This is a genomic window from Pseudomonas sp. D1-36 (genome assembly GCF_051132205.1).
Classification (GTDB): Bacteria; Pseudomonadota; Gammaproteobacteria; order Pseudomonadales; family Pseudomonadaceae; genus Aquipseudomonas.
On the sequence record NZ_CP071674.1, the window covers coordinates 4,593,625 to 4,614,531 of the forward strand.

Consider the following 20,907-nt stretch of genomic DNA (forward strand, 5'->3'; position numbering starts at 1 on the left):
TTAGTGACTGTTCGCAGCGTTCTGCGCGACTTCGTCGGCGGCGTTCAATTCGCGCACGGCGATGTAGCGTTCGCTGCGACGGGTGCGATCCAGCACCTGTCCAACCAATTGGCCACACGCGGCGTCGATGTCTTCGCCGCGGGTGGTGCGCACGGTGACGTTGAAGCCAGCGTGGTGGAGCTGATCCTGGAAGCGACGGATCGCGTTGTTGCTCGGACGCTCGTAACCGGAATGCGGGAACGGGTTGAAGGGGATCAGGTTGATCTTGCACGGGATGTTCTTGAGCAGCTCGATCATCTCGACCGCGTGTTCAACCTTGTCGTTCACGTCCTTGAGCAGGGTGTATTCGATGGTCAGCACGCGCTTTTCGCCCAGGGACGACATATAGCGCTGGCACGACTCGAGCAGCATCTTAAGCGGATATTTCTTGTTGATCGGCACCAATTGGTTACGCAATGCGTCATTGGGTGCGTGCAGCGACAACGCCAGGGAGACGTCGATGTGCTTGGCCAGCTCATCGATCATCGGCACCACGCCGGACGTGGATAGGGTCACGCGGCGCTTGGAAATGCCGTAGCCCAGGTCATCCATCATCAGGTGCATGGCGGAAACGACGTTGTCGAAGTTCAGCAGCGGCTCTCCCATGCCCATCATCACCACGTTGGTGATGGCACGGTCGACGGTTGCCGGGACACTGCCAAAGGATTTGTTGGCAATCCACACCTGGCCGATCACTTCGGCGGCGGTGAGGTTGCTGTTGAAGCCTTGCTTGCCGGTGGAGCAGAAACTGCAATCCAGGGCACAGCCTGCCTGGGACGAAACGCACAAGGTGCCGCGCTTGCCCTGGGGAATGTAGACGGTCTCGACGCAGCTGCCGGAAGCCACGCGCACTACCCATTTACGGGTGCCGTCGCTGGAGATGTCCTGGCTGACCACTTCGGGACCGCGAATCTCGGCAACAGCCTTGAGCTTTTCGCGCAGGGCCTTGCCGACATTCGTCATGGCGTCGAAATCGTCGACGCCAAAGTGGTGAATCCATTTCATCACCTGGCCGGCACGGAAACGCTTCTCCCCGATCGAGTCGAAGAATTTCTCCATTTCCGGCTGGGTCAGGCCCAACAGGTTGGTTTTGCCGTTCGATGTAGTCATGGATTCACCTTCACTCAAAAGCCTGGGCTTAGCGAGTGGTTACTTCAGTAGCGGAGAAAAAGTAAGCGATTTCGCGAGCAGCGGCAGCTTCGGAGTCCGAACCGTGGACGGCGTTGGCGTCGATGGATTCAGCGAAGTCAGCACGGATGGTGCCGGCAGCAGCTTCTTTAGGGTTGGTAGCGCCCATCAGCTCACGGTTGCGAGCGATGGCGTTTTCGCCTTCCAGCACCTGAACGACAACCGGACCGGAAGTCATGAAAGCAACCAGCTCACCGAAGAAACCGCGCTCGCTGTGCTCAGCGTAGAAGCCTTCGGCTTCGGCTTTGGACAGTTGCTTCATTTTCGAAGCTACAACGCGCAGGCCAGCGTCTTCGAAGCGGGTAACGATCTTGCCGATCACGTTTTTAGCAACGGCGTCAGGCTTGATGATGGAGAAAGTACGTTGAACAGCCATGGTGTAACTCCAGAAACGGTAATTTACGAAAAATTAAACCCGCGAATTATACGCGGGTTCTTAGGTATTGCCTAACCTGCGAAGCGATCAGTCCAATTCGGCGGCCCAGAGCTCCTGAACCGCTTCCAACACCTTCTCGCCGACTCGGCCAGACGTGGCATCGAAGCCAGGCAGCTCCAGGATCATCTGCTGCAGACGGACGAAACCTACAGAGTACGGATCGAGGCCCTCATGGGCTTCAGCCAATTCTTCTGCGATGCGCTGTACATCATTCCAACCATAGCTCATGACAGTGTCACCATCAGTGCGGCGCTTCGGCCGCATGGTTAAGCGAATATTTCGGGATTTCGACGGTCAGGTCTTCGGTGCCGACGATAACCTGGCAACCCAGGCGCGATTGCGCTTCCAGTCCCCAGGCCCGATCAAGGAAGTCTTCCTCCAGTTCGTCCGCCTCTTCCAGCGAGTCGAAGCCTTCGCGAATGATGCAATGGCAGGTCGTGCAAGCACAGACGCCGCCACAGGCACTTTCCATCTCGATATGGTGCTCATGGGCCAGCTCGAGAATGGAGATTCCGGGCTCAGCCTCTACGACCATGCCCTCCGGACAGAACTTCTCGTGGGGCAGAAAAATCACCTGCGGCATCAGTTATTCCTCGATTTCATTCAGGTTGCGCCCCGCCAGGGCGGCTTTCACCGTCGAGTCCAGGCGGCGGGCAGCAAAGGCATCGGTGACCTGCGACAAACGCTTGGTCTGCTGCTCGATGGCATAACCATCGGTGCCCTTGAGCAATTCGGACAATTCCTGCACTTGCAGCTCGATGACCATGCGTTCCTCGGCGTCGAGCAAACGGTCGCCATCCGCTTCAAGGGCGGCTTGCACGGCTTCGATCAGACGCTGGCCGTCGACTTGCTGTTCACGCAACACACGGGCAACCTTGTCGTCGCTGGCGTGCTGGAACGAGTCCTTGAGCATCTTGGCAATTTCACCGTCGGTCAGGCCATAGGACGGCTTGACCTGGATGCTCGCCTCCACGCCCGAACCCAACTCGCGGGCGGAGACGTTGAGCAGACCGTCGGCGTCGACCTGGAAGGTCACGCGGATCTTCGCTGCACCGGCAACCATCGCCGGGATGCCGCGCAATTCGAAGCGGGCCAGGGAACGGCAGTCGCTGATCAGCTCACGCTCGCCTTGCAGCACGTGGATCATCATGGCCGACTGGCCGTCTTTATAAGTGGTGAAGTCCTGGGCGCGGGCAACCGGGATGGTAGTGTTGCGCGGAATTACCTTCTCCATCAGGCCACCCATGGTTTCCAGCCCCAGGGACAGCGGGATTACGTCGAGCAACAGCAGCTCGCCACCGTCGCGCTTGTTGCCGGCCAGGGTGTCGGCCTGGATCGCGGCGCCGATGGCGACTACCTGGTCCGGGTCGATTTCGGTCAGCGGCTGGCGGCCGAAGGCCTCGGCAACGGCTTCACGAACCCGCGGCACTCGGGTCGAACCACCGACCATGACCACCGCTTTCACATCCTCAAGCTCCACGCCGGAATCACGCACGGCACGGCGGCAGGCCTTGAGGCTGCGGGCAACCATGGGTTCGATCAGTGCGTTGAAGGCTTCGCGGGTAAGGGCGGCGCTCCAGTCGCCATAAGCGACTTCAACGGAGGCAGCGTCGGTCAAGGCTTCCTTGGCCGCGCAGGCGGTTTGCAGCAGATGGCGCTGGGCACCTGGGTCGAGGTCGGCAGAGAGGCCGGCCTGCTCGATGATCCAGCCAGCGATCGCGTGGTCGAAATCGTCGCCGCCCAGGGCGCTGTCGCCACCGGTAGCGAGGACTTCGAAGACACCGCCGGTCAGGCGCAGGATCGAAATATCGAAAGTACCGCCACCCAGGTCGTAAATCGCGACCAGGCCTTCGGCGTGCTGGTCCAGGCCGTAGGCAACGGCAGCGGCGGTCGGCTCATTGAGCAGGCGCAACACGTTGAGGCCGGCGAGCTTGGCAGCGTCCTTGGTGGCTTGGCGCTGAGCGTCGTCGAAATACGCCGGGACGGTAATCACTGCGCCCACCAGCTCACCACCCAACGCCGCTTCGGCGCGCTGACGCAGGACCTTGAGGATGTCGGCGGACACTTCTACCGGGCTTTTCGGCCCCTGCACGGTCTCGATGAACGGCATGTGGGACTCGCCGCCAACGAAGCGGTACGGCAGCTGCTCGCCCAATTGCTTGACGTCGGACAGACCACGACCCATCAAGCGCTTGACCGACACAATGGTGTTCAGGGGATCGCTGGCGGCGGCCAGCCTGGCCGAATCGCCTACTTCGACGCGATCGGCGTGGTAGCGCACGGCGGACGGCAGGATGACCCGCCCCTGCTCGTCGGCCAGCGGTTCGGAAAGACCGCTGCGCAAGGCAGCGACCAGGGAATTGGTGGTACCCAAGTCGATCCCGACAGCCAGGCGACGCTGGTGCGGTTGTGGACTTTGGCCGGGTTCGGCGATCTGCAGTAGGGCCATCGTAATCAGGACTTATCTGTAATCAGGCGTGCGACCGGAGCGGCACTGGGTTAATCGTCGAGGCGCTCTTCTAACTGGCGCACTTCGTGGGTGAGCTTGTCGAGGAACTGCATGCGCCGCATCAGGCGCTCGGCCTGTTCGCGTTGCGCGGCATCGTTCCAGCAGGCTGCGAAGTCTTCGTTCAGTTCTTGCTGGGCGTCTTTCAAGCGACGCTTGAATACCGCGACACCGGCCAGATCCGCGCTGTCCTGCAGGTCTTCGAGCTCTTCGCGCCATTGCATCTGCTGCAAAAGAAACTCGGGATCATGGACCGTGACCTCCAGCGGCAACTCATGGCCGCTGATGGCCAGCAGGTAGCGCGCACGCTTGGCCGGGTTCTTGAGCGTCTGGTAAGCCTCGTTGAGGTTCGCCGACTGCTCGAGCGCCCGCCGCTGCTCCGCCTCGGAGGCATCGGCAAAGCGGTCGGGATGAACACCACGGGCCAGTTCCAGGTAACGCGCGGACAACTGATCGAGGTCCAGCTGGAAAGCAGGCTGCAACTGGAACAACGCAAAATGACAAGGAGTACCCACGAGCAGCCTCAGATGTTGAAGCTTTCGCCGCAGCCACACTCACCGCGCACGTTGGGGTTGTTGAACTTGAAGCCTTCGTTCAACCCTTCCTTGACGAAATCCAGCTCGGTGCCGTCCAGGTACGTCAGGCTCTTCGGGTCAATGATCACTTTCTGACCATGACTCTCGAACACCTGATCGTCTTCGCCCACTTCGTCGACGAATTCCAGTACATAGGCGAGGCCAGAACAGCCCGTGGTGCGAACACCCAGGCGGATACCCTCGCCCTTGCCGCGCCCCGCAAGGGAGCGCTGGATATGGTTAGCTGCCGCTTCTGTCATCTGGATAGCCATGGAAAACTCCTTACCGTAACGCGGATCAGATCAAGCCTTTCTTCTGCTTGTAATCGCGAACGGCGGCCTTGATGGCGTCTTCGGCGAGTACCGAGCAGTGGATCTTCACTGGCGGCAGGGCCAGTTCTTCGGCCAGCTGGGTGTTCTTGATGGTTTCGGCTTCATCGAGGGTCTTGCCCTTCATCCACTCAGTAGCCAGGGAGCTGGACGCGATGGCCGAGCCGCAGCCATAGGTCTTGAACTTGGCATCCTCGATGATGCCTTGCTCGTTGACCTTGATCTGCAGGCGCATCACGTCGCCGCACGCCGGAGCACCGACCATGCCGGTGCCGACGTCAGGATCCTGCGCGTCCATCTTGCCGACGTTGCGCGGGTTCTCGTAGTGGTCGATGACCTTTTCGCTATATGCCATTTGCTTCAATCCTCATCAGTGGAGCCGCTCTGGTGGCGACTTCTCAGTGCGCTGCCCATTCGATTTTCGAAATGTCGACGCCGTCTTTGTACATGTCCCACAGCGGCGACAGTGCGCGCAGCTTGGTCACTGCCTCGCAGACTTTCTGCGCGGCATAATCGATTTCTTCTTCGGTGGTGAAGCGGCCGAAGGTGAAGCGGATGGAGCTGTGGGCCAGTTCGTCGTTGCGGCCCAGGGCGCGCAGTACGTACGAAGGCTCCAGCGACGCCGAGGTGCACGCCGAACCGGACGACACGGCCAGATCCTTGAGCGCCATGATCAGCGACTCACCTTCAACGTAGTTGAAGCTCAGGTTCAGGTTGTGCGGGACGCGGGCGGTCATGCTGCCATTGACGTACAGCTCTTCGAGGTGCTCGACCTGCTTGAAGAAACGATCGCTCAAGGCCTTGATCCGCACGTTTTCGGCAGCCATGTCTTCCTTGGCAACTCGGAACGCTTCGCCCATGCCGACGATCTGGTGGGTCGCCAGGGTACCGGAACGCATGCCGCGCTCGTGACCACCGCCGTGCATGGTCGCTTCGAGGCGAACACGCGGCTTGCGGCTGACGTACAGGGCGCCGATGCCTTTAGGACCGTAGGTCTTGTGGGCCGAGAACGACATCAGGTCGACTTTCAGCTTCGACAGGTCGATGTCGACCTTGCCAGTGGATTGCGCCGCGTCGACGTGGAACAGGACGCCCTTGGAACGGGTCAGCTCGCCGATGGCGGCGATGTCGTTGACGGTGCCGATTTCGTTGTTCACGTGCATGATCGAAACCAGGATGGTGTCGTCGCGCAGGGCGGCTTCGACCATGGCCGGGGTGATCAGGCCGTCTTCACCGGGCTCGATGTAGGTGACTTCGAAGCCTTCACGCTCCAGTTGACGCGTGGTGTCCAGGACAGCCTTGTGCTCGATCTTGGAGGTGATCAAGTGCTTGCCCTTGGTGTGGTAGAAATGCGCGACACCCTTGATTGCCAGGTTGTCGGATTCGGTGGCACCGGAGGTCCAGACGATCTCGCGCGGGTCGGCGTTGACCAGGTCGGCGACCTGGCGACGAGCGTTTTCGACCGATTCTTCGGCTTTCCAGCCAAACACGTGGGAGCGCGAAGCCGGGTTACCGAAGTTTCCGTCGACCAGCAGGCATTCACTCATCTTTTGCGCGACACGCGGATCAACCGGGGTGGTCGCAGAGTAATCAAGGTAAATCGGCAATTTCATGGACTCTCTCCTAAATCAGGCTGGCTGGCGTTCCGCTTGCTCTGCGGCGGTCATTCGACGGCGGACGCTTCGATCTTGTCCAGGTGCGGCGCCTTGCCATTGCAACGGCGCTGGTCCTGACGCTGGGCGACTTCTTGCACCTCACGGCGAGTTACAAGGTCGGCCAAGCTGATACCGCTCAGAAACTCGTGGATCTGCAGGCTCAAGTCACACCACAGATGGTGGGTCAGGCATGTATCGCCGCCATGGCAATCGCCCAGCCCCTGGCATTTGGTCGCATCGACCGATTCGTTCACGGCATCGATCACCTGGGCGACCTGGATGCCTTGCATCTCGCGTGACAGCTGGTAGCCGCCACCGGGACCACGAACGCTGGAAACCAGGTTGCTGCGGCGCAGCTTGGCGAACAGCTGTTCGAGGTAAGACAGGGAGATGCCCTGGCGCTCGGAGATATCGGCCAGGGACACCGGCCCGTGCTGCGCATGCAATGCCAGATCCAGCATTGCGGTCACGGCGTATCGGCCTTTTGTAGTCAGTCGCATGGACAATTACCACGGAGTTCGGAATGGGGGCGAGTATGCAATTCCCGAGTATTTAAGTCAAGTATAAGACCTAGTGCTTTACTCGGGATTACCCGCAAAAGAGCGCGCGCATGATAGCAAAGGTAGGCGGCTAACGACCAGCTATACCGCGTTACCGTTCTCCGCGAACAGGCTCGCTCCCACAGGAGATCACCGCTGTAGGCGTGGGAGCGAGCCTGCTCGCGATGAGGCCAGCAGGGTTTCAGCCAGCCTGGGTCTCATCCTTGTCCTTCACACACGCGAAGTCTTCTTCGCGCAGCTCAGGCAGGTCCTTGGCACAATAATTACTGCCCAGGTCCTTGAGGGCTCCGCACATCCCCTCCAGGCGTCCATCGACGGCCTGCAAATGGTCCAGCAGCTGGTTGATGGCGCGGGCGACCGGGTCGGGCATGTCTTCGCCGACACCGTAGGCGTCGAAGCCGATCTTTTCGGCCATGGCTTTGCGCCGTGCGTCCTGCTCTTCATCCGATTTGACGATGATCCGCCCCGGAATACCCACCACGGTCGCGCCAGGCGGCACGGCCTTGGTAACCACGGCGTTGGAACCGACCTTCGCCCCCGCCCCTACCGTGAACGGCCCGAGCACCTTGGCGCCGGCACCGACGACGACGCCGTCCTCCAGCGTTGGGTGGCGCTTGCCTTTGTTCCAGCTGGTGCCGCCGAGGGTCACACCCTGGTACAGCGTCACGTCGTCGCCGATCTCGGCGGTCTCGCCAATGACGATGCCCATGCCATGATCGATGAAGAACCGGCGACCGACCTTGGCGCCCGGATGGATCTCGATCCCGGTCAGCCAGCGGCCGAAGTTCGAGACCAGCCGCGCCAGCCATTTCCAGCCCATGTTCCACAAGGCGCCGGACAGGCGATGGATCCAGATGGCGTGCATCCCCGGGTAGCAGGTCAATACTTCAAAGGCATTGCGCGCCGCCGGGTCACGATGAAAGACGCTCTGGATATCTTCACGCAAACGTTCGAACATTTTATTCCTTCCGCTTAATCAGCTCGCCACGGGCCGCTTTCTGGGTTTCCGTGAGGATGCCGCGCAATATATTCATTTCCGCCCGGCTCACCGAGCTTCGTCCGTACAACCGACGCAGGCGCGCCATCAAGTGTCGAGGCTTGTCCGGGTCGAGGAATTCGATGTCCACCAGGGCTTGTTCCAGGTGCTCATAGAATCGCTCCAGTTCGTCCATGGTCGCCAGTGTCTCACTGCGCGGCGACGTCGCCTCGAATTTTTCCACCTTGCTGGGCTGGCCTTCGGCTTGCAGCCAGGCCATGCGCACTTCATAGCTCAACACCTGCACCGCCGCCCCAAGGTTCAGCGAGCTGAATCCAGGGTCGGAAGGGATATGCACGTGATAATGACATCGCTGCAGTTCTTCGTTGGTGAGGCCGGAATCTTCTCGGCCGAACACCAAAGCGATCTGCACGCCCTGCCCCGCCTCCTCGACCACTTTGGTGCCGCATTCGCGGGGATCGAGCAGCGGCCACGGGATACGCCGATCGCGGGCGCTGGTGCCGAGCACCAGGTTGCAACCCACCAGGGCGTCTTCCAACGTGGCGACGACCTCGGCATTGGCCAGGATGTCGTTCGCGCCGGATGCCCGGGCATCGGCTTCGTGATGGGGAAACGAACGGGGCTCGACCAGCACCAGCCGCGACAGGCCCATGTTCTTCATGGCCCGCGCAGCTCCGCCGATATTTCCCGGATGGCTGGTATTGACCAGGACGACACGAATGTTCTGCAACAAGGGAGGCGCTCTCGAACACATAAAAGGGAGCAAATCTTACCTAAGCACCTACCGTTAAGCTATGAAAGCGAACACCAACCTTCTCCTGAGAAAACTTTCTGATAGAATGCGCGGCTTTCTTTAACAACCTTAGGTGACACATCCATGCAGCCCATGCTGAATATCGCGCTGCGCGCCGCCCGCAGCGCCAGTGAACTGATCTTCCGCTCCATCGAGCGCCTGGATACCATCAAGGTCGATGAAAAAGACGCCAAGGACTACGTGTCCGAGGTCGATCGCGCCGCCGAACAGAAAATCGTCGACGCCCTGCGCAAGGCTTACCCGAACCACTCTATCCGCGGTGAAGAGACCGGCATGCACGCCGGTACCGGCATCGAAGGCGAAGAGTACCTCTGGATCATCGATCCGCTGGACGGCACCACCAACTTCCTGCGCGGCATCCCCCACTTCGCTGTCAGCATCGCCTGCAAATACCGTGGCCGCCTGGAACACGCCGTCGTGCTGGACCCGGTTCGCCAGGAAGAATTCACCGCCAGCCGTGGCCGTGGCGCCCAATTGAACGGTCGTCGCCTGCGCGTCAGCGGCCGCACCAGCCTGGACGGCGCCCTGCTGGGTACCGGCTTCCCGTTCCGTGACGACCAGATGGACAACCTGGACAACTACCTGGGCATGTTCCGTGCCCTGGTCGGCCAGACCGCCGGCATCCGCCGCGCCGGTGCCGCCAGCCTGGACCTCGCTTATGTCGCGGCCGGTCGTTTCGATGCGTTCTGGGAGTCGGGCCTGTCAGAGTGGGACATGGCAGCAGGCGCTCTGCTGATCCAGGAAGCGGGTGGCTTGGTGAGCGACTTCACTGGCGGTCATGACTTCCTTGAAAAAGGCCACATCGTTGCTGGCAACACCAAATGCTTCAAGGCTGTGCTGACGGCGATCCAGCCACACCTGCCGGCCTCGCTGAAGCGCTAAGCCGCTTGGCTCAAGAGAAGCACCCTTCGGGGTGCTTTTTTTTGCCTGTTCAAACCACTCAGTTCAGATGTGAACACTCCGTGGCGAGGGAGCTTGCTCCCGCTCGGCCGGGCTGGCGCTCCAGTGAGCAGCGATCGCAAGATCTTGGGCCTGCTGCGCAGCCCAGCGGGAGCAAGCTCCCTCGCCACAGGTTTATCTGGAATATGAATGCAGCTTTCGCGAGCAGGCTCGCTCTCACAGAGGATCTGGGATGGGCATAAAATGTGGGCGCAAAAAAAGCACCCCGAAGGGTGCTTTTTCATAGCGGTTGGATCACTGGGCCGGTTCGTTCTGGCCCAGGATCAGTTGGCCTTCCTTGCTAACCGGGATCTGGTTGCCCGGGTCGCGGTCCATGCGGACTTTTCCTTCCTTGCCGTCGAGCATGTAGCGGACGTCGTAGCCGACCACCTTGTCGCTGATGTCATTGACCGTGTTGCAGCGAGTTTGGGTGGTAGTGTACGTGTCGCGTTCTTGCATGCCTTCCTGGATCTTGTTACCGGCATAACCACCGCCGGCCGCACCCGCCACCGTGGCGATTTTCTTGCCGGTGCCGCCGCCGATCTGGTTGCCCAACAGGCCACCGGCCACAGCACCGAGCACGGTGCCAGCGATCTGGTGTTGGTCCTGGACGGGCTTCTGCCGAGTCACGGTGACGTCCTTGCACACTTCACGCGGAGTCTTGATCTGGGTCTTGACCGGTTCCACGGCCAATACTTGCGCATACTCAGGACCACTTTTTACCAAGCTGTAGGTGGCGACCGCACCACCGGCTGTTACACCGACAGCACCCAATACCGCACCAACCAGCATCGATTTGTTCACTTGAACCTCCTGACCATCACAAGCGGAAATAATCCGCGCTTCTCCCAGCCTTGGAGCATAAAAAAAGGCGCGAGTTCAACTCGCGCCTTCTCAGCGGTGACGGACGGAAAACCGAGCCTTACGGGCGGTCGTCCACCTCGGTCTCCGTAGCGGCCGGAGGAATCAGATCCTCGGTGCTCAGGTTCAGCCAGATCAACACCACGTTGGCGATGTAGATCGAGGAGTAGGTACCCGCCATCACACCGATGAACAACGCGATGGAGAAACCGAACAGGTTGTCGCCACCAAAGAACAGCAACGCGGCAATCGCCAACAAGGTGGAGATCGACGTCGCCATGGTCCGCAACAGGGTCTGGGTGGTCGAGATATTGATGTTCTCGACCAGGGACGCCTTGCGCAGCACACGGAAGTTCTCACGCACCCGGTCGAACACCACGATGGTGTCGTTGAGCGAGTAACCGATGATCGCCAGCACCGCCGCCAATACCGTCAGGTCGAAGGTGATCTGGAAGAACGACAGGATGCCCACGGTCACGATCACGTCGTGGATCAGCGAGACAATGGCGCCTACCGCGAACTTCCACTGGAAGCGGAAAGCCAGGTAGAGCATCACGCCGCCCAACGCCAACAGCATGCCGAGGCCGCCCTGGTCGCGCAGTTCTTCACCCACTTGCGGGCCGACGAACTCGACGCGCTTGACCACCGCCGGGTTGTCGCCACCGGCCTTCTGCAAGGCATCGGCTACGCGCTGGCCCAGTTGCGGGTCTTCACCCGGCATGCGCACCAGCAAATCAGTGGTGGCGCCAAAGCTCTGCACCACGGCGTCGCTGTAGCCCGAGGTCGCCAGCTGCTCACGCACCTTGGTGACATCGGCCGGACGTTCGTAGGTCAGCTCGATGAGCGTACCGCCGGTGAAGTCCAAGCCGTAGTTCAGGCCCTTGGTGGCCCAGCTGAACAACGCCAAGGCCGTAAGGAACAATGTGACGCCGAACGCAATGTTGCGGACGCCCATGAAGTTGATTGTACGTAACATGTCAGCCCCTTAAATCCACAACTTCTTGACGTCACGACCACCATAAATCAGGTTGACCATTGCACGGGTCACCAGAATGGCTGTGAACATCGAGGTAAAGATCCCGAGGGACATGGTCACTGCGAAGCCTTTGACCGGGCCGGTGCCCATGGCAAAGAGAATCCCGCCGACCAGCAACGTGGTCAGGTTGGAGTCGATAATCGCAGTGAATGCGCGGCCGAAGCCTTCGTTGATTGCCCGCTGGATCGACATGCCCGCGGCGATCTCTTCACGTATCCGCGAGAAGATCAGCACGTTGGCGTCCACCGCCATGCCCATGGTCAAGACGATACCGGCGATACCCGGCAGGGTCAGCGTGGCGCCCAGCAAGGACATCAAGGCCAGCAGCAGCACCATGTTCACCGCCAGCGCAACCGTGGCGATCAAGCCGAAGAAACGGTAGATGGCGATGATGAACAGCGACACGAACAGCATGCCCCACAGGGATGCATCGACGCCCTTGGTGATGTTGTCGGCACCCAGGCTCGGGCCGATGGTGCGTTCTTCAGCGAAGTACATCGGCGCGGCCAGGCCACCGGCACGCAGCAGCAGGGCCAGTTCCGAGGACTCGCCCTGGCCGTTCAGGCCGGTGATGCGGAATTGGCTGCCCAGCGGCGACTGGATGGTCGCCAGGCTGATGATTTTCTTCTCTTCCTTGAAGGTCTGGACCGGTACGTCTTTTTCGACGCCGTTGACCACTTGCTTGGTGTAGGTGGTGGTCGGCTTCTGCTCGATGAAGATCACCGCCATGCTGCGACCGACGTTGCTGCGCGTGGCGCGGCTCATCAGTTCGCCGCCGTGGCCGTCGAGGCGAATGTTCACCTGCGGACGACCTTGCTCGTCGAAGCCCGCCTGGGCATCGGTCACCTGGTCACCGGTGATGATCAGGCCACGCTCGATCTGCGCCGCCGGACGACCGCCTTCACGGAACTCGAAGCTCTCGGAAGTGGCCTTGGACGCACCCGGCTCTGCGGCCAGGCGGAATTCCAGGTTGGCGGTCTTGCCGAGGATACGCTTGGCTTCGGCCGTGTCCTGCACGCCTGGCAGCTCGACCACGATGCGGTTGGCGCCCTGGCGCTGCACGATCGGCTCGGCCACACCCAGCTCGTTGACGCGGTTACGGACCGTGGTCAAGTTCTGCTTGATGGAGTATTCGCGGATTTCCGCCAGCTTGGCCGGGGTCATCGCCAGACGCAGCACCGGTTGGCCATTGAGGTCGGCCGGCACAATGTCGAAATCGTTGAAATTCTTGCGGACCAGCGCACGGGCCTGTTCGCGGGTATCTTCATCACTGAAGCCCAGCTGAATGGCACCTTCGAACTGCGGCAGGCTGCGATAGCGCACGCGCTCTTTGCGCAACAGGCTCTTGACGTCGCCTTCGTAGACTTTCAGGCGTGCGTCGAGGGCTTTTTCCATGTCCACTTCCAGCAGGAAGTGCACACCACCGGACAAGTCCAGGCCCAGCTTCATTGGGTGGGCGCCGAGATTGCGCAGCCATTGTGGGGTGGTCTGGGCCAGGTTCAGGGCTACAACGTAATCGTCGCCCAACGCCTTGCGCACCACGTCCTTGGCCGGCAACTGGTCTTCAGACTTGACCAGGCGCAACAGGCCGCCCTTGCCGTTTTCGGCGATGGACGCAGCCTTGACGTCGATGTTGGACGCCTTGAGCGCAGCGCTCGCACGGTCCAGATCGGCCTGGGTGACCTGCAGCGCAGTGCTTGCGCCACTGACCTGAATGGCCGGGTCATCCGGGTAAAGATTGGGAGCGGAATAAATCAGACCGACCGCCAGCACCGCCAGGATCAGTAGGTATTTCCACAGAGGGTATTTGTTCAGCATCACGCCGCCCGCTTATGACGCGGGGCGCCTTGCGCGCCCCGTCGATTGAAGAGAAGATGTTACTTAGATCGCTTTCAGCGTGCCTTTTGGCAGCGTGGCCGCGATGGCGCCCTTCTGGAACTTCATCTCAACCGTGTCGGACACTTCCAGTACCACGAAGTCATCGGCCACTTTGGTGATCTTGCCGGCGATGCCGCCGGTGGTGACCACTTCATCACCTTTTTGCAGGCTGCTGAGCAGGTTCTTCTGCTCTTTGGCGCGCTTGGCCTGTGGACGCCAGATCATCAGGTAGAAGATGACCAGGAAGCCGACCAGGAAAATCCACTCGAAACCGCCACCCATTGGCGCAGCTGCAGGTGCAGCGGCATCGGCCATGGCGTTAGAGATAAAAAAGCTCATTTAGCACTCCAGTTGCAAGTATTGAATCTAGGGATCGGAAAACTCAGTCCAAAGGCGGAACAGGCAACCCGCGCTTGGCATAGAAGGCCTCGACAAAGGCGGCCAATGTACCCTGTTGGATAGCCTCGCGCAAACCAGCCATAAGCACCTGATAATGGCGCAAATTGTGGATGGTATTGAGCATGCTGCCGAGCATTTCGCCGCACTTGTCCAAATGATGCAGATAAGCGCGGGAGAAGTTCTGGCAGGTGTAGCAATCGCACGTCGGATCCAGCGGCGAATCATCATGGCGATGGAACGCGTTACGGATCTTCAGCACACCGGTGTCGATGAACAGATGCCCATTGCGGGCATTACGGGTTGGCATCACGCAATCGAACATGTCCACCCCGCGGCGCACACCCTCAACCAGATCTTCCGGTTTGCCAACGCCCATAAGGTAACGAGGTTTGTCAGCGGGCATTTCCCCCGGCAGGTAATCGAGCACCTTGATCATTTCGTGCTTCGGTTCACCCACCGACAGACCGCCAATCGCCAGGCCGTCGAACCCGATCTTGTCCAGGCCTTCCAGCGAGCGCATGCGCAGGTCGCGGTGCATGCCGCCCTGGACGATGCCGAACAGCGCCGCGGTGTTTTCGCCGTGGGCATTCTTCGAACGCTGGGCCCAGCGCAACGACAGCTCCATGGACACCCGCGCCACGTCTTCATCGGCCGGGTACGGCGTGCATTCGTCGAAGATCATCACGATGTCCGAGCCCAGGTCGCGCTGCACCTGCATCGACTCTTCCGGCCCCATGAACACCTTGGAACCGTCCACCGGAGAAGCGAAGGTCACGCCCTCCTCTTTGATCTTGCGCATCGCGCCCAAGCTGAACACCTGGAAACCGCCAGAGTCGGTCAGAATCGGGCCTTTCCATTGCATGAAATCGTGCAGGTCGCCGTGGGCCTTGATCACTTCCATGCCCGGGCGCAGCCACAGGTGGAAGGTGTTGCCGAGAATGATCTCCGCGCCAATTGCCTCGATATCACGCGGCAGCATGCCCTTGACCGTGCCGTAGGTGCCCACCGGCATGAATGCCGGGGTTTCCACGGTACCGCGGGGGAAGGTCAGGCGTCCGCGACGAGCCTTGCCATCGGTGGCAAGCAACTCGAAGGACATGCGACAGGTGCGACTCATACGGTTTCCTCGGGCCCGCGTGGCGCGGGGTTACGGGTGATGAACATCGCATCACCGTAGCTGAAAAAGCGGTACCCATGCTCGACGGCGGTCTTGTAGGCGGCCATGGCTTCGGGGTAACCGGCGAAGGCCGAAACCAGCATCAACAGCGTGGATTCGGGCAAATGAAAGTTGGTGACCAGGGCATCGACCACATGAAACGGCCGGCCCGGGTAGATAAAGATATCGGTGTCGCCACTGAACGGCTTGAGCACGCCATCGCGCGCGGCGCTTTCCAAAGAGCGCACGCTGGTGGTCCCCACCGCCACCACCCGCCCACCGCGCGCGCGACAGGCCGCCACGGCATCGACCACTTCCTGGCTCACTTCGAGCCATTCGTTGTGCATGTGGTGGTCTTCGATGCGCTCCACCCGCACCGGCTGGAACGTGCCGGCGCCGACGTGCAGCGTCACGAACGCCGTCTCCACGCCCTTGGCCGCAATCGCCTCCAGCAACGGCTGATCAAAATGCAGCCCCGCCGTCGGCGCCGCCACCGCCCCCAGGCGCTCGGCGTATACGGTCTGATAGCGCTCGCGGTCCGAACCTTCGTCCGGGCGGTCTATATAAGGAGGCAACGGCATGTGCCCGACACGGTCGAGTAGCGGCAACACCTCTTCGGCAAATTCCAGCTCGAACAACGCATCGTGCCGCGCCACCATCCGCGCCTCACCGCCGCCGTCGATCAAAATCGACGAACCCGGCTTGGGCGACTTGCTCGACCGCACATGGGCCAGCACGCGATGACTGTCCAGCACCCGCTCCACCAGAATCTCCAGCTTGCCACCGGAGGCCTTCTGGCCGAACAACCGCGCCGGAATCACCCGGGTATTGTTGAACACCATCAAATCGCCCGGACGCAAATGCTCGAGCAAATCAGTGAATTGACGGTGAGCCATGGCACCGCTGACCCCGTCCAGGGTCAACAGTCGACTGGCGCGCCGCTCGGCCAGCGGGTGGCGAGCGATCAGCGAATCCGGGAGTTCGAAAGTAAAGTCAGCAACACGCATGATGGGGTTCGTCTAGCAGGGCCGGAAAGTCTAGCGGAAATATTATAAATTCACCATGAAACGCGATTGACCAACGGTAGGCACCTCTCTATACTTCGCCGCCATTGAGCCCTGATGGCGGAATTGGTAGACGCGGCGGATTCAAAATCCGTTTTCGAAAGGAGTGGGAGTTCGAGTCTCCCTCGGGGCACCATCTTAAAGAAAGACCTTGAAATTCAAGGTCTTTTTTTTCGTCTGCAGGAAAGTGGTTTGGCCCATGATCGACGCCACCAGCCCGCTCTTGTGGCGAGGGGATTCATCCCCGCTGGGCTGCAAAGCAGCCCCAAATACCAGCCCAGTGGCGAGAAAGAACCTGCAATAAGGAAGACAGGAAACAGGGAAAAACCCGTGGCGAGGGAGCTTGCTCCCGCTTGAGCGCAAAGCGCTCACAAAATAGTCACTCCCCCACACCGATACTCCGACTAGCACTCGCCAAGCCATGAACCTTCACCCCCACCCCTCCTCACCCAGTCACAAAGGATTTCACCCCATGGAATTGCTGCTGGAAACGGTCGCTCTTTACTCCCTCAAGCTGGCTTATGAGACAGAAGGCCACAGCCCGATCCTGCGGGATGATCCGTTGATGGGCAGTTGCGACCGGGAGATTTTCGAGTTGTTGGTGCGGCGGGGCGATGTGGCCGGGATTCAGGGCGAAATCAGTCGATGCCTGGATTTGGCGTTGGGGGCGATTGGTGGGGTGGATACAGTGCTGGGCCGAGAGCTGCATCGTTTGGCTACGGATTTCAGCTCAGCGCAAAAGATAGACGACCTTCACGCTCCGCTCATCGCGCTTAACGCTTATGTGAAAGATATTCTATAAACCCCAGCGCTCGTTCCCACGCTCCGCGTGGTAACGCATAAGGAACTGAGAGCTGCTGGTCTTGGGCAGGTTTATACCGCTCCAAGACCAGACAATCCACCGCAACATCAAGGCAAGGAAATCTTGTACTCGGCAAGCTTGGCCTTGTGCTCATCCCGAACGTACTTTTCATCGACGATTTGCGAAAACTTCATGAAGTCGATCTTGGCATCGTCCTTGTCCCCCAAATGATCATAGGCGATCCCGCGCGCATAATAGGCCCAGGCATAGTTCGACTGACGCTCAAGGCCGGTGCTGAATGCTTCAGTGGCCTCTCTGTACTGACCCAGGTCTGTCAGCGCGAGGCCCAGATGATAGTAGGTCGGCATGTGGAAGCCCGAACCCTTTCCGGCTTCTCCCAGCCCGTTGTCGAGGTTGTATTGCACAAGTTCCAGCGCTTTTTTCGGATTGCCGGCGTCGCGATACATACCGCTCAAATCCAGATTGGCGCGTGCATCAGGCTTGGCCGCCAACTGGATGGATTTTTCCTTGGCAGCCACAGCTTCGGGAAAATGCTTGAGGTTGCTGTGGGCGTCAGCCTGCACCGCGTAAATCAGACTTTCCAGCGAGGCAGGCAGCGAATTTTTCTGTAAGCACAAATCACCTTCCTGCAGCACTAGTGGATAGTTTTCGGCTTTAGCCGCCTTGAGCTGATTTGTGCAGTGCGCAAGGTTGGCTTTTTGCGGGTTCTGCATCCCGGCACATCCCATCAGGATGAGGGAGCAAGCGATCAGTGCGGGCCAGCGAGCTTTCATGAAGAGCAACCTTGTCAGTCGAAGAGACGAGCGTTGAGGTCAGGGCGATAGGCCTGCAAGAGCGGCGCGGTCACGGTGCCTTGGAGCGAGCAGAACACGGTTGTATGCCCGGCGAGCGGCGGTGTCGTGTCGCCCGTGTCGACCATCAACACACGGTCTACGAAACCAAACGGAGTGGCGACGCCAGGGCCGGTCAATCCTTCGGTGCGCCATTGGCCGATCGGGTCACCGACGCGGCGAATTTCGGCGCGGGCAATGGCTTTGCCCTGACTGACAAAGCGCGCGTTATCGACGATCAACGGCTTTAGTTTCGCGGCCACCTCTTGCGGCGAGCCATCGACTACGAACCCCCAGAACAGAAAATTACCGAGATCCTTGATGGTTTGGGCCTGGTTGTAATAGCCGACCATACGCACACCGTTGACGATCAGGGGCGCTTCGAAATGTTGGTAAGTGCCACCCTCCTGGAGCGGATTCATAATGGTCGGTGCCCTGACCGAACCGTAATCACTCAGGCGCACTGTACCTGCCGGCAGGCGGGCGTCACGCAGGCTCTCGAAGAAACGCGCATCGCAACGAGAAAATTCGGTCAGCAGTTGTTCGGGAGTGGTGACGGTCTGGGCCTGGGCCGTGCAGGCAGCGGCGGCAGCGAGCAAAGCAACGCCGGAAAAAACGGAGCGGAACATTAGAATCATCCATGAGGTGGAAACGAAGGCTGTCGGCTTATGGGTCACGAACTTTAGTAACGCGGGCCTGCGGGAGAAGCCCCGGGCTCCGAAAACCAGGAGATCAGACTCATGATCCGCTGAACGCGCTCAGTGATATCTGAAAATATCCAGTGAACGACGGCGTAATCAAGGGCTGGTATTAGCCGGAAAAGATTAGAGTTAGGATGCAACAAGCCAGCCTCTGAAATCAGTGGCAAACTCTGGAAAGCTATCACAAAAGCGGCCTGAGCTTCACGGGACAGTATCGCTAAGGAATGTCGCATCAATGAGCAAGAAAAACGCCATCGACCGGCTGACAATCAAGGGCTTCAAGTCCATAAAAAATTTGGAGGGCCTGGAGCTTGGCAGCCTGAACGTCCTGCTGGGCGCCAATGGTGCCGGCAAGAGCAGCTTCGTCTCCTACTTTCGCATGCTTGGCGAGATGATGGAACAACGCCTGAAGAAATGGACCGCTCAACAGGGCTCTGCTGATCGCATCCTCAGTTTCGGCGTAAAAGAAACTCAGAAAATCGTGTCCTTCGTCAAATTTGGCCTAAACGGATACCAATTCGAGCTTGAGCCAACAGTGGATGGGGACTTTGTATTTTCGAATGAGAGACTTTTCTTTGATGGCCCTCGGTACGGAGCACAATGGATAGAGCTAGGTTCTGGACATCAAGAAGCGAAGCTGAAAGAAACATTCAATTCCAAGCGTTTTTATGCCGATTACAAAAACGATGTGGTCTCCTACTGCTACGAATCGATTTCCAGTTGGAAAGTATTCCACTTCCATGACAGCAGCGATACAGCAAGCGTCAAGCGTCGCGGCCCCGTCCACATCAACGACTACCTGCGCCCAGACGCATCCAACCTGGCAGCCTATCTATATCGGCTCTTTACAGAAGCGCCGGATGTCTACGAACAGATTCGTAAAACAATTCAATTGGCGATTCCGTTTTTTGATGATTTCGTGCTCATTCCTCTTCGCTTAAAGACGGAAGAGGAGCTGATCAACTTGCTGTGGCGACAGAAAGACAGCGATTACGTCTTCTGGCCCAGCCAGCTCTCAGACGGTTCTATCCGCTTCATTTGCCTGGTCACTGCACTACTACAACCGGAGCCGCCTTCCACAATCATCATTGACGAACCTGAACTGGGTTTGCACCCGTATGCAATTACTTTGTTGGGCTCCCTGCTTCGGTCGGCCTCGACGAGGATGCAAGTGATTGTCTCAACCCAGTCAGTTCCGTTGGTGAATGAGTTTCCCATTAGCGATCTGATCATAGTCGAGCGCGAAGAAGGGGCGACGGTATTCAAACGGCTCGACGAGAACGAGTTTGATATCTGGTTAGAAGATTATTCAGTTGGTGAGCTTTGGGAGAAAAATATCCTTGGCGGGAGGCCGCGTAGATGATTCGAGTACATGTCATCTGCGAGGGTCAGACCGAGGAAATGTTCATTAATCAGGTGCTTGCACCAGCCTTCCATCATTTGAACATTTATCTTGTGCCAGCCTTAATAGGGAAACCGGGGCACAAGGGTGGTAACTTCCGTTTTGAGCGCCTGCTTACTGATGTTGAGAAACGGCTGCTCGGAGACCGTCAGGCCTATTGCACTACCTTCTTCGATTTCTATGGCTTGCCCGAAGCGTTTCCCGGAAAAAATGAAGCCAACAGCAAGGAAACTATGGATGCCAAAGCTGATTGCTTGCTGGAGATCATGACAGAAAAGCTACGAGAAAAGCTCGGTGGCGAGGTAATGCGCCGCTTCATTCCTTACGTCCAAATGTATGAATTCGAGGGATTACTGTTCAGCTGTCCCACGCGACTTGCCCAAGGAATCAATCAACCGGCCCTCGAAGCAAAGCTGCTGCGGATCCGAAACGATTTCGATACTCCGGAAGCCATCAACAATAGTCCGTTGACAGCTCCGAGCAAACGAATCCAGAACCTATACCAGGGCTATGACAAACCATGGCATGGCTCGTTGGCAGCAATTGAGATTGGGCTACCGGTGATTCGGTCGCAATGCAACAGATTTGATGCTTGGATCAAATGCATGGAATCCTTGCTACCCATCACATAGAAGAATATTCGACAGCCTTTGCTGACGCTCAGCTACCTTATGGGTCGCCATCATGGGTCAGGGCAAACATGTCTATAAAGCGCACGG

24 protein-coding genes and 1 tRNA gene are annotated in these 20,907 nt (G+C 59.1%); 5 read left to right on the forward strand and 20 right to left on the reverse strand.

Annotated features, from left to right (window positions below; genetic code table 11):
* The 12 genes from rlmN to trmJ form a co-directional block, all read right to left on the reverse strand.
* On the reverse strand, positions 1–1,149 hold the full coding sequence (gene rlmN, locus J3P76_RS20510; RefSeq protein WP_420764153.1) for a 23S rRNA (adenine(2503)-C(2))-methyltransferase RlmN: 1,149 nt from the start codon (positions 1,147–1,149) through the stop codon (positions 1–3).
* Positions 1,150–1,177: 28 nt separating this feature from the next.
* Positions 1,178–1,603, reverse strand: coding sequence for a nucleoside-diphosphate kinase (gene ndk, locus J3P76_RS20515; RefSeq protein ID WP_042727994.1), 426 nt, complete (start codon positions 1,601–1,603; stop codon positions 1,178–1,180).
* A gap of 87 nt (positions 1,604–1,690) precedes the next feature.
* On the reverse strand, positions 1,691–1,891 hold the full coding sequence (iscX, locus tag J3P76_RS20520; protein ID WP_305498989.1) for a Fe-S cluster assembly protein IscX: 201 nt from the start codon (positions 1,889–1,891) through the stop codon (positions 1,691–1,693).
* A gap of 13 nt (positions 1,892–1,904) precedes the next feature.
* Positions 1,905–2,246, reverse strand: coding sequence for an ISC system 2Fe-2S type ferredoxin (gene fdx, locus J3P76_RS20525; protein ID WP_420764152.1), 342 nt, complete (start codon positions 2,244–2,246; stop codon positions 1,905–1,907).
* Positions 2,247–2,249: 3 nt separating this feature from the next.
* A complete protein-coding gene (hscA, locus tag J3P76_RS20530; protein WP_434562429.1) occupies positions 2,250–4,112 on the reverse strand; it encodes a Fe-S protein assembly chaperone HscA in 1,863 nt (620 codons plus the stop codon).
* Between the two features lie 50 nt (positions 4,113–4,162).
* On the reverse strand, positions 4,163–4,684 hold the full coding sequence (gene hscB, locus J3P76_RS20535; RefSeq protein ID WP_420764150.1) for a co-chaperone HscB: 522 nt from the start codon (positions 4,682–4,684) through the stop codon (positions 4,163–4,165).
* Between the two features lie 8 nt (positions 4,685–4,692).
* Positions 4,693–5,016, reverse strand: coding sequence for an iron-sulfur cluster assembly protein IscA (iscA, locus tag J3P76_RS20540; protein ID WP_003185155.1), 324 nt, complete (start codon positions 5,014–5,016; stop codon positions 4,693–4,695).
* Between the two features lie 25 nt (positions 5,017–5,041).
* Complete coding sequence (iscU, locus tag J3P76_RS20545; RefSeq protein WP_003185157.1) at positions 5,042–5,428, reverse strand: Fe-S cluster assembly scaffold IscU; 387 nt, start codon at positions 5,426–5,428, stop codon at positions 5,042–5,044.
* Positions 5,429–5,471: 43 nt separating this feature from the next.
* Complete coding sequence (locus J3P76_RS20550) at positions 5,472–6,686, reverse strand: IscS subfamily cysteine desulfurase (protein ID WP_030139598.1); 1,215 nt, start codon at positions 6,684–6,686, stop codon at positions 5,472–5,474.
* Between the two features lie 50 nt (positions 6,687–6,736).
* A complete protein-coding gene (gene iscR, locus J3P76_RS20555; RefSeq protein WP_030139599.1) occupies positions 6,737–7,228 on the reverse strand; it encodes a Fe-S cluster assembly transcriptional regulator IscR in 492 nt (163 codons plus the stop codon).
* A gap of 241 nt (positions 7,229–7,469) precedes the next feature.
* A complete protein-coding gene (cysE, locus tag J3P76_RS20560; RefSeq protein ID WP_434562427.1) occupies positions 7,470–8,246 on the reverse strand; it encodes a serine O-acetyltransferase in 777 nt (258 codons plus the stop codon).
* 1 nt (position 8,247) lies between these two features.
* A complete protein-coding gene (trmJ, locus tag J3P76_RS20565; RefSeq protein WP_434609706.1) occupies positions 8,248–9,018 on the reverse strand; it encodes a tRNA (cytosine(32)/uridine(32)-2'-O)-methyltransferase TrmJ in 771 nt (256 codons plus the stop codon).
* 144 nt (positions 9,019–9,162) lie between these two features.
* Between trmJ and suhB the strand changes: the two genes are divergently transcribed.
* A complete protein-coding gene (suhB, locus tag J3P76_RS20570; RefSeq protein ID WP_039592127.1) occupies positions 9,163–9,981 on the forward strand; it encodes a type III secretion system regulator SuhB in 819 nt (272 codons plus the stop codon).
* A gap of 312 nt (positions 9,982–10,293) precedes the next feature.
* On the opposite strand, the gene J3P76_RS20575 is transcribed toward suhB, so the two are convergent.
* The 6 genes from J3P76_RS20575 to queA all read right to left on the reverse strand — a co-directional run bounded on the left by J3P76_RS20575 (position 10,294) and on the right by queA (position 16,375).
* The gene (locus J3P76_RS20575; protein ID WP_014336691.1) at positions 10,294–10,842 is read right to left on the reverse strand and encodes a glycine zipper 2TM domain-containing protein; all 549 of its coding nucleotides are present in this window, start codon (positions 10,840–10,842) and stop codon (positions 10,294–10,296) included.
* Positions 10,843–10,960: 118 nt separating this feature from the next.
* Positions 10,961–11,875 carry a protein translocase subunit SecF gene (gene secF / locus J3P76_RS20580; protein ID WP_420764145.1) on the reverse strand — a complete coding sequence of 305 codons (915 nt, stop codon included), beginning with the start codon at positions 11,873–11,875 and terminating at the stop codon, positions 10,961–10,963.
* Between the two features lie 9 nt (positions 11,876–11,884).
* Positions 11,885–13,753 (reverse strand): protein translocase subunit SecD, encoded by a 1,869-nt coding sequence (secD, locus tag J3P76_RS20585; RefSeq protein WP_434609703.1) that lies wholly within the window; start codon positions 13,751–13,753, stop codon positions 11,885–11,887.
* A gap of 63 nt (positions 13,754–13,816) precedes the next feature.
* Positions 13,817–14,152, reverse strand: coding sequence for a preprotein translocase subunit YajC (gene yajC / locus J3P76_RS20590; RefSeq protein ID WP_007956696.1), 336 nt, complete (start codon positions 14,150–14,152; stop codon positions 13,817–13,819).
* 43 nt (positions 14,153–14,195) lie between these two features.
* The gene (gene tgt / locus J3P76_RS20595; protein ID WP_161951757.1) at positions 14,196–15,311 is read right to left on the reverse strand and encodes a tRNA guanosine(34) transglycosylase Tgt; all 1,116 of its coding nucleotides are present in this window, start codon (positions 15,309–15,311) and stop codon (positions 14,196–14,198) included.
* A gap of 14 nt (positions 15,312–15,325) precedes the next feature.
* Entirely contained in the window at positions 15,326–16,375 is a 1,050-nt protein-coding gene (gene queA, locus J3P76_RS20600; RefSeq protein ID WP_434609700.1) for a tRNA preQ1(34) S-adenosylmethionine ribosyltransferase-isomerase QueA, read from the reverse strand.
* A 108-nt stretch (positions 16,376–16,483) separates the two neighbouring features.
* On the opposite strand from queA, the gene J3P76_RS20605 reads away from it, so the two are divergent.
* Together J3P76_RS20605 and J3P76_RS20610 are read left to right on the forward strand one after the other, a co-directional pair.
* Positions 16,484–16,568 (forward strand) — tRNA-Leu (locus J3P76_RS20605).
* A 336-nt stretch (positions 16,569–16,904) separates the two neighbouring features.
* The gene (locus tag J3P76_RS20610) at positions 16,905–17,234 is read left to right on the forward strand and encodes a hypothetical protein (RefSeq protein ID WP_434650059.1); all 330 of its coding nucleotides are present in this window, start codon (positions 16,905–16,907) and stop codon (positions 17,232–17,234) included.
* 107 nt (positions 17,235–17,341) lie between these two features.
* On the opposite strand, the gene J3P76_RS20615 is transcribed toward J3P76_RS20610, so the two are convergent.
* Both J3P76_RS20615 and J3P76_RS20620 read right to left on the reverse strand, forming a co-directional pair.
* The gene (locus J3P76_RS20615; protein ID WP_434701174.1) at positions 17,342–18,028 is read right to left on the reverse strand and encodes a tetratricopeptide repeat protein; all 687 of its coding nucleotides are present in this window, start codon (positions 18,026–18,028) and stop codon (positions 17,342–17,344) included.
* Positions 18,029–18,042: 14 nt separating this feature from the next.
* Positions 18,043–18,714: a hypothetical protein gene (locus tag J3P76_RS20620; RefSeq protein ID WP_434609694.1), complete on the reverse strand. Its 672-nt coding sequence runs from the start codon at positions 18,712–18,714 to the stop codon at positions 18,043–18,045.
* 307 nt (positions 18,715–19,021) lie between these two features.
* On the opposite strand from J3P76_RS20620, the gene J3P76_RS20625 reads away from it, so the two are divergent.
* On the forward strand, positions 19,022–20,149 hold the full coding sequence (locus J3P76_RS20625; RefSeq protein WP_420764139.1) for an AAA family ATPase: 1,128 nt from the start codon (positions 19,022–19,024) through the stop codon (positions 20,147–20,149).
* A complete protein-coding gene (locus J3P76_RS20630; protein ID WP_434609692.1) occupies positions 20,146–20,820 on the forward strand; it encodes a DUF4276 family protein in 675 nt (224 codons plus the stop codon). The genes J3P76_RS20625 and J3P76_RS20630 overlap by 4 nt, the downstream gene beginning before the upstream one ends.
* The last annotated feature ends 87 nt before the right edge of the window (positions 20,821–20,907 follow it).

Coding starts and splice junctions, on each gene's coding strand:
- iscR (WP_030139599.1), bottom strand. CDS start 7,228: ATGCGACTGACTACAAAAGGCCGATACGCCGTGACCGCAATGCTGGAT.
- cysE (WP_434562427.1), bottom strand. CDS start 8,246: ATGTTCGAACGTTTGCGTGAAGATATCCAGAGCGTCTTTCATCGTGAC.
- secF (WP_420764145.1), bottom strand. CDS start 11,875: ATGTTACGTACAATCAACTTCATGGGCGTCCGCAACATTGCGTTCGGC.
- J3P76_RS20620 (WP_434609694.1), bottom strand. CDS start 18,714: ATGTTCCGCTCCGTTTTTTCCGGCGTTGCTTTGCTCGCTGCCGCCGCT.
- yajC (WP_007956696.1), bottom strand. CDS start 14,152: ATGAGCTTTTTTATCTCTAACGCCATGGCCGATGCCGCTGCACCTGCA.
- iscA (WP_003185155.1), bottom strand. CDS start 5,016: ATGGCTATCCAGATGACAGAAGCGGCAGCTAACCATATCCAGCGCTCC.
- J3P76_RS20625 (WP_420764139.1), top strand. CDS start 19,022: ATGAGCAAGAAAAACGCCATCGACCGGCTGACAATCAAGGGCTTCAAG.
- J3P76_RS20615 (WP_434701174.1), bottom strand. CDS start 18,028: ATGAAAGCTCGCTGGCCCGCACTGATCGCTTGCTCCCTCATCCTGATG.
- J3P76_RS20630 (WP_434609692.1), top strand. CDS start 20,146: ATGATTCGAGTACATGTCATCTGCGAGGGTCAGACCGAGGAAATGTTC.
- iscX (WP_305498989.1), bottom strand. CDS start 1,891: ATGAGCTATGGTTGGAATGATGTACAGCGCATCGCAGAAGAATTGGCT.
- tgt (WP_161951757.1), bottom strand. CDS start 15,311: ATGTCCTTCGAGTTGCTTGCCACCGATGGCAAGGCTCGTCGCGGACGC.
- secD (WP_434609703.1), bottom strand. CDS start 13,753: ATGCTGAACAAATACCCTCTGTGGAAATACCTACTGATCCTGGCGGTG.
- fdx (WP_420764152.1), bottom strand. CDS start 2,246: ATGCCGCAGGTGATTTTTCTGCCCCACGAGAAGTTCTGTCCGGAGGGC.
- J3P76_RS20550 (WP_030139598.1), bottom strand. CDS start 6,686: ATGAAATTGCCGATTTACCTTGATTACTCTGCGACCACCCCGGTTGAT.
- rlmN (WP_420764153.1), bottom strand. CDS start 1,149: ATGACTACATCGAACGGCAAAACCAACCTGTTGGGCCTGACCCAGCCG.
- J3P76_RS20610 (WP_434650059.1), top strand. CDS start 16,905: ATGGAATTGCTGCTGGAAACGGTCGCTCTTTACTCCCTCAAGCTGGCT.
- suhB (WP_039592127.1), top strand. CDS start 9,163: ATGCAGCCCATGCTGAATATCGCGCTGCGCGCCGCCCGCAGCGCCAGT.
- hscA (WP_434562429.1), bottom strand. CDS start 4,112: ATGGCCCTACTGCAGATCGCCGAACCCGGCCAAAGTCCACAACCGCAC.
- iscU (WP_003185157.1), bottom strand. CDS start 5,428: ATGGCATATAGCGAAAAGGTCATCGACCACTACGAGAACCCGCGCAAC.
- queA (WP_434609700.1), bottom strand. CDS start 16,375: ATGCGTGTTGCTGACTTTACTTTCGAACTCCCGGATTCGCTGATCGCT.
- ndk (WP_042727994.1), bottom strand. CDS start 1,603: ATGGCTGTTCAACGTACTTTCTCCATCATCAAGCCTGACGCCGTTGCT.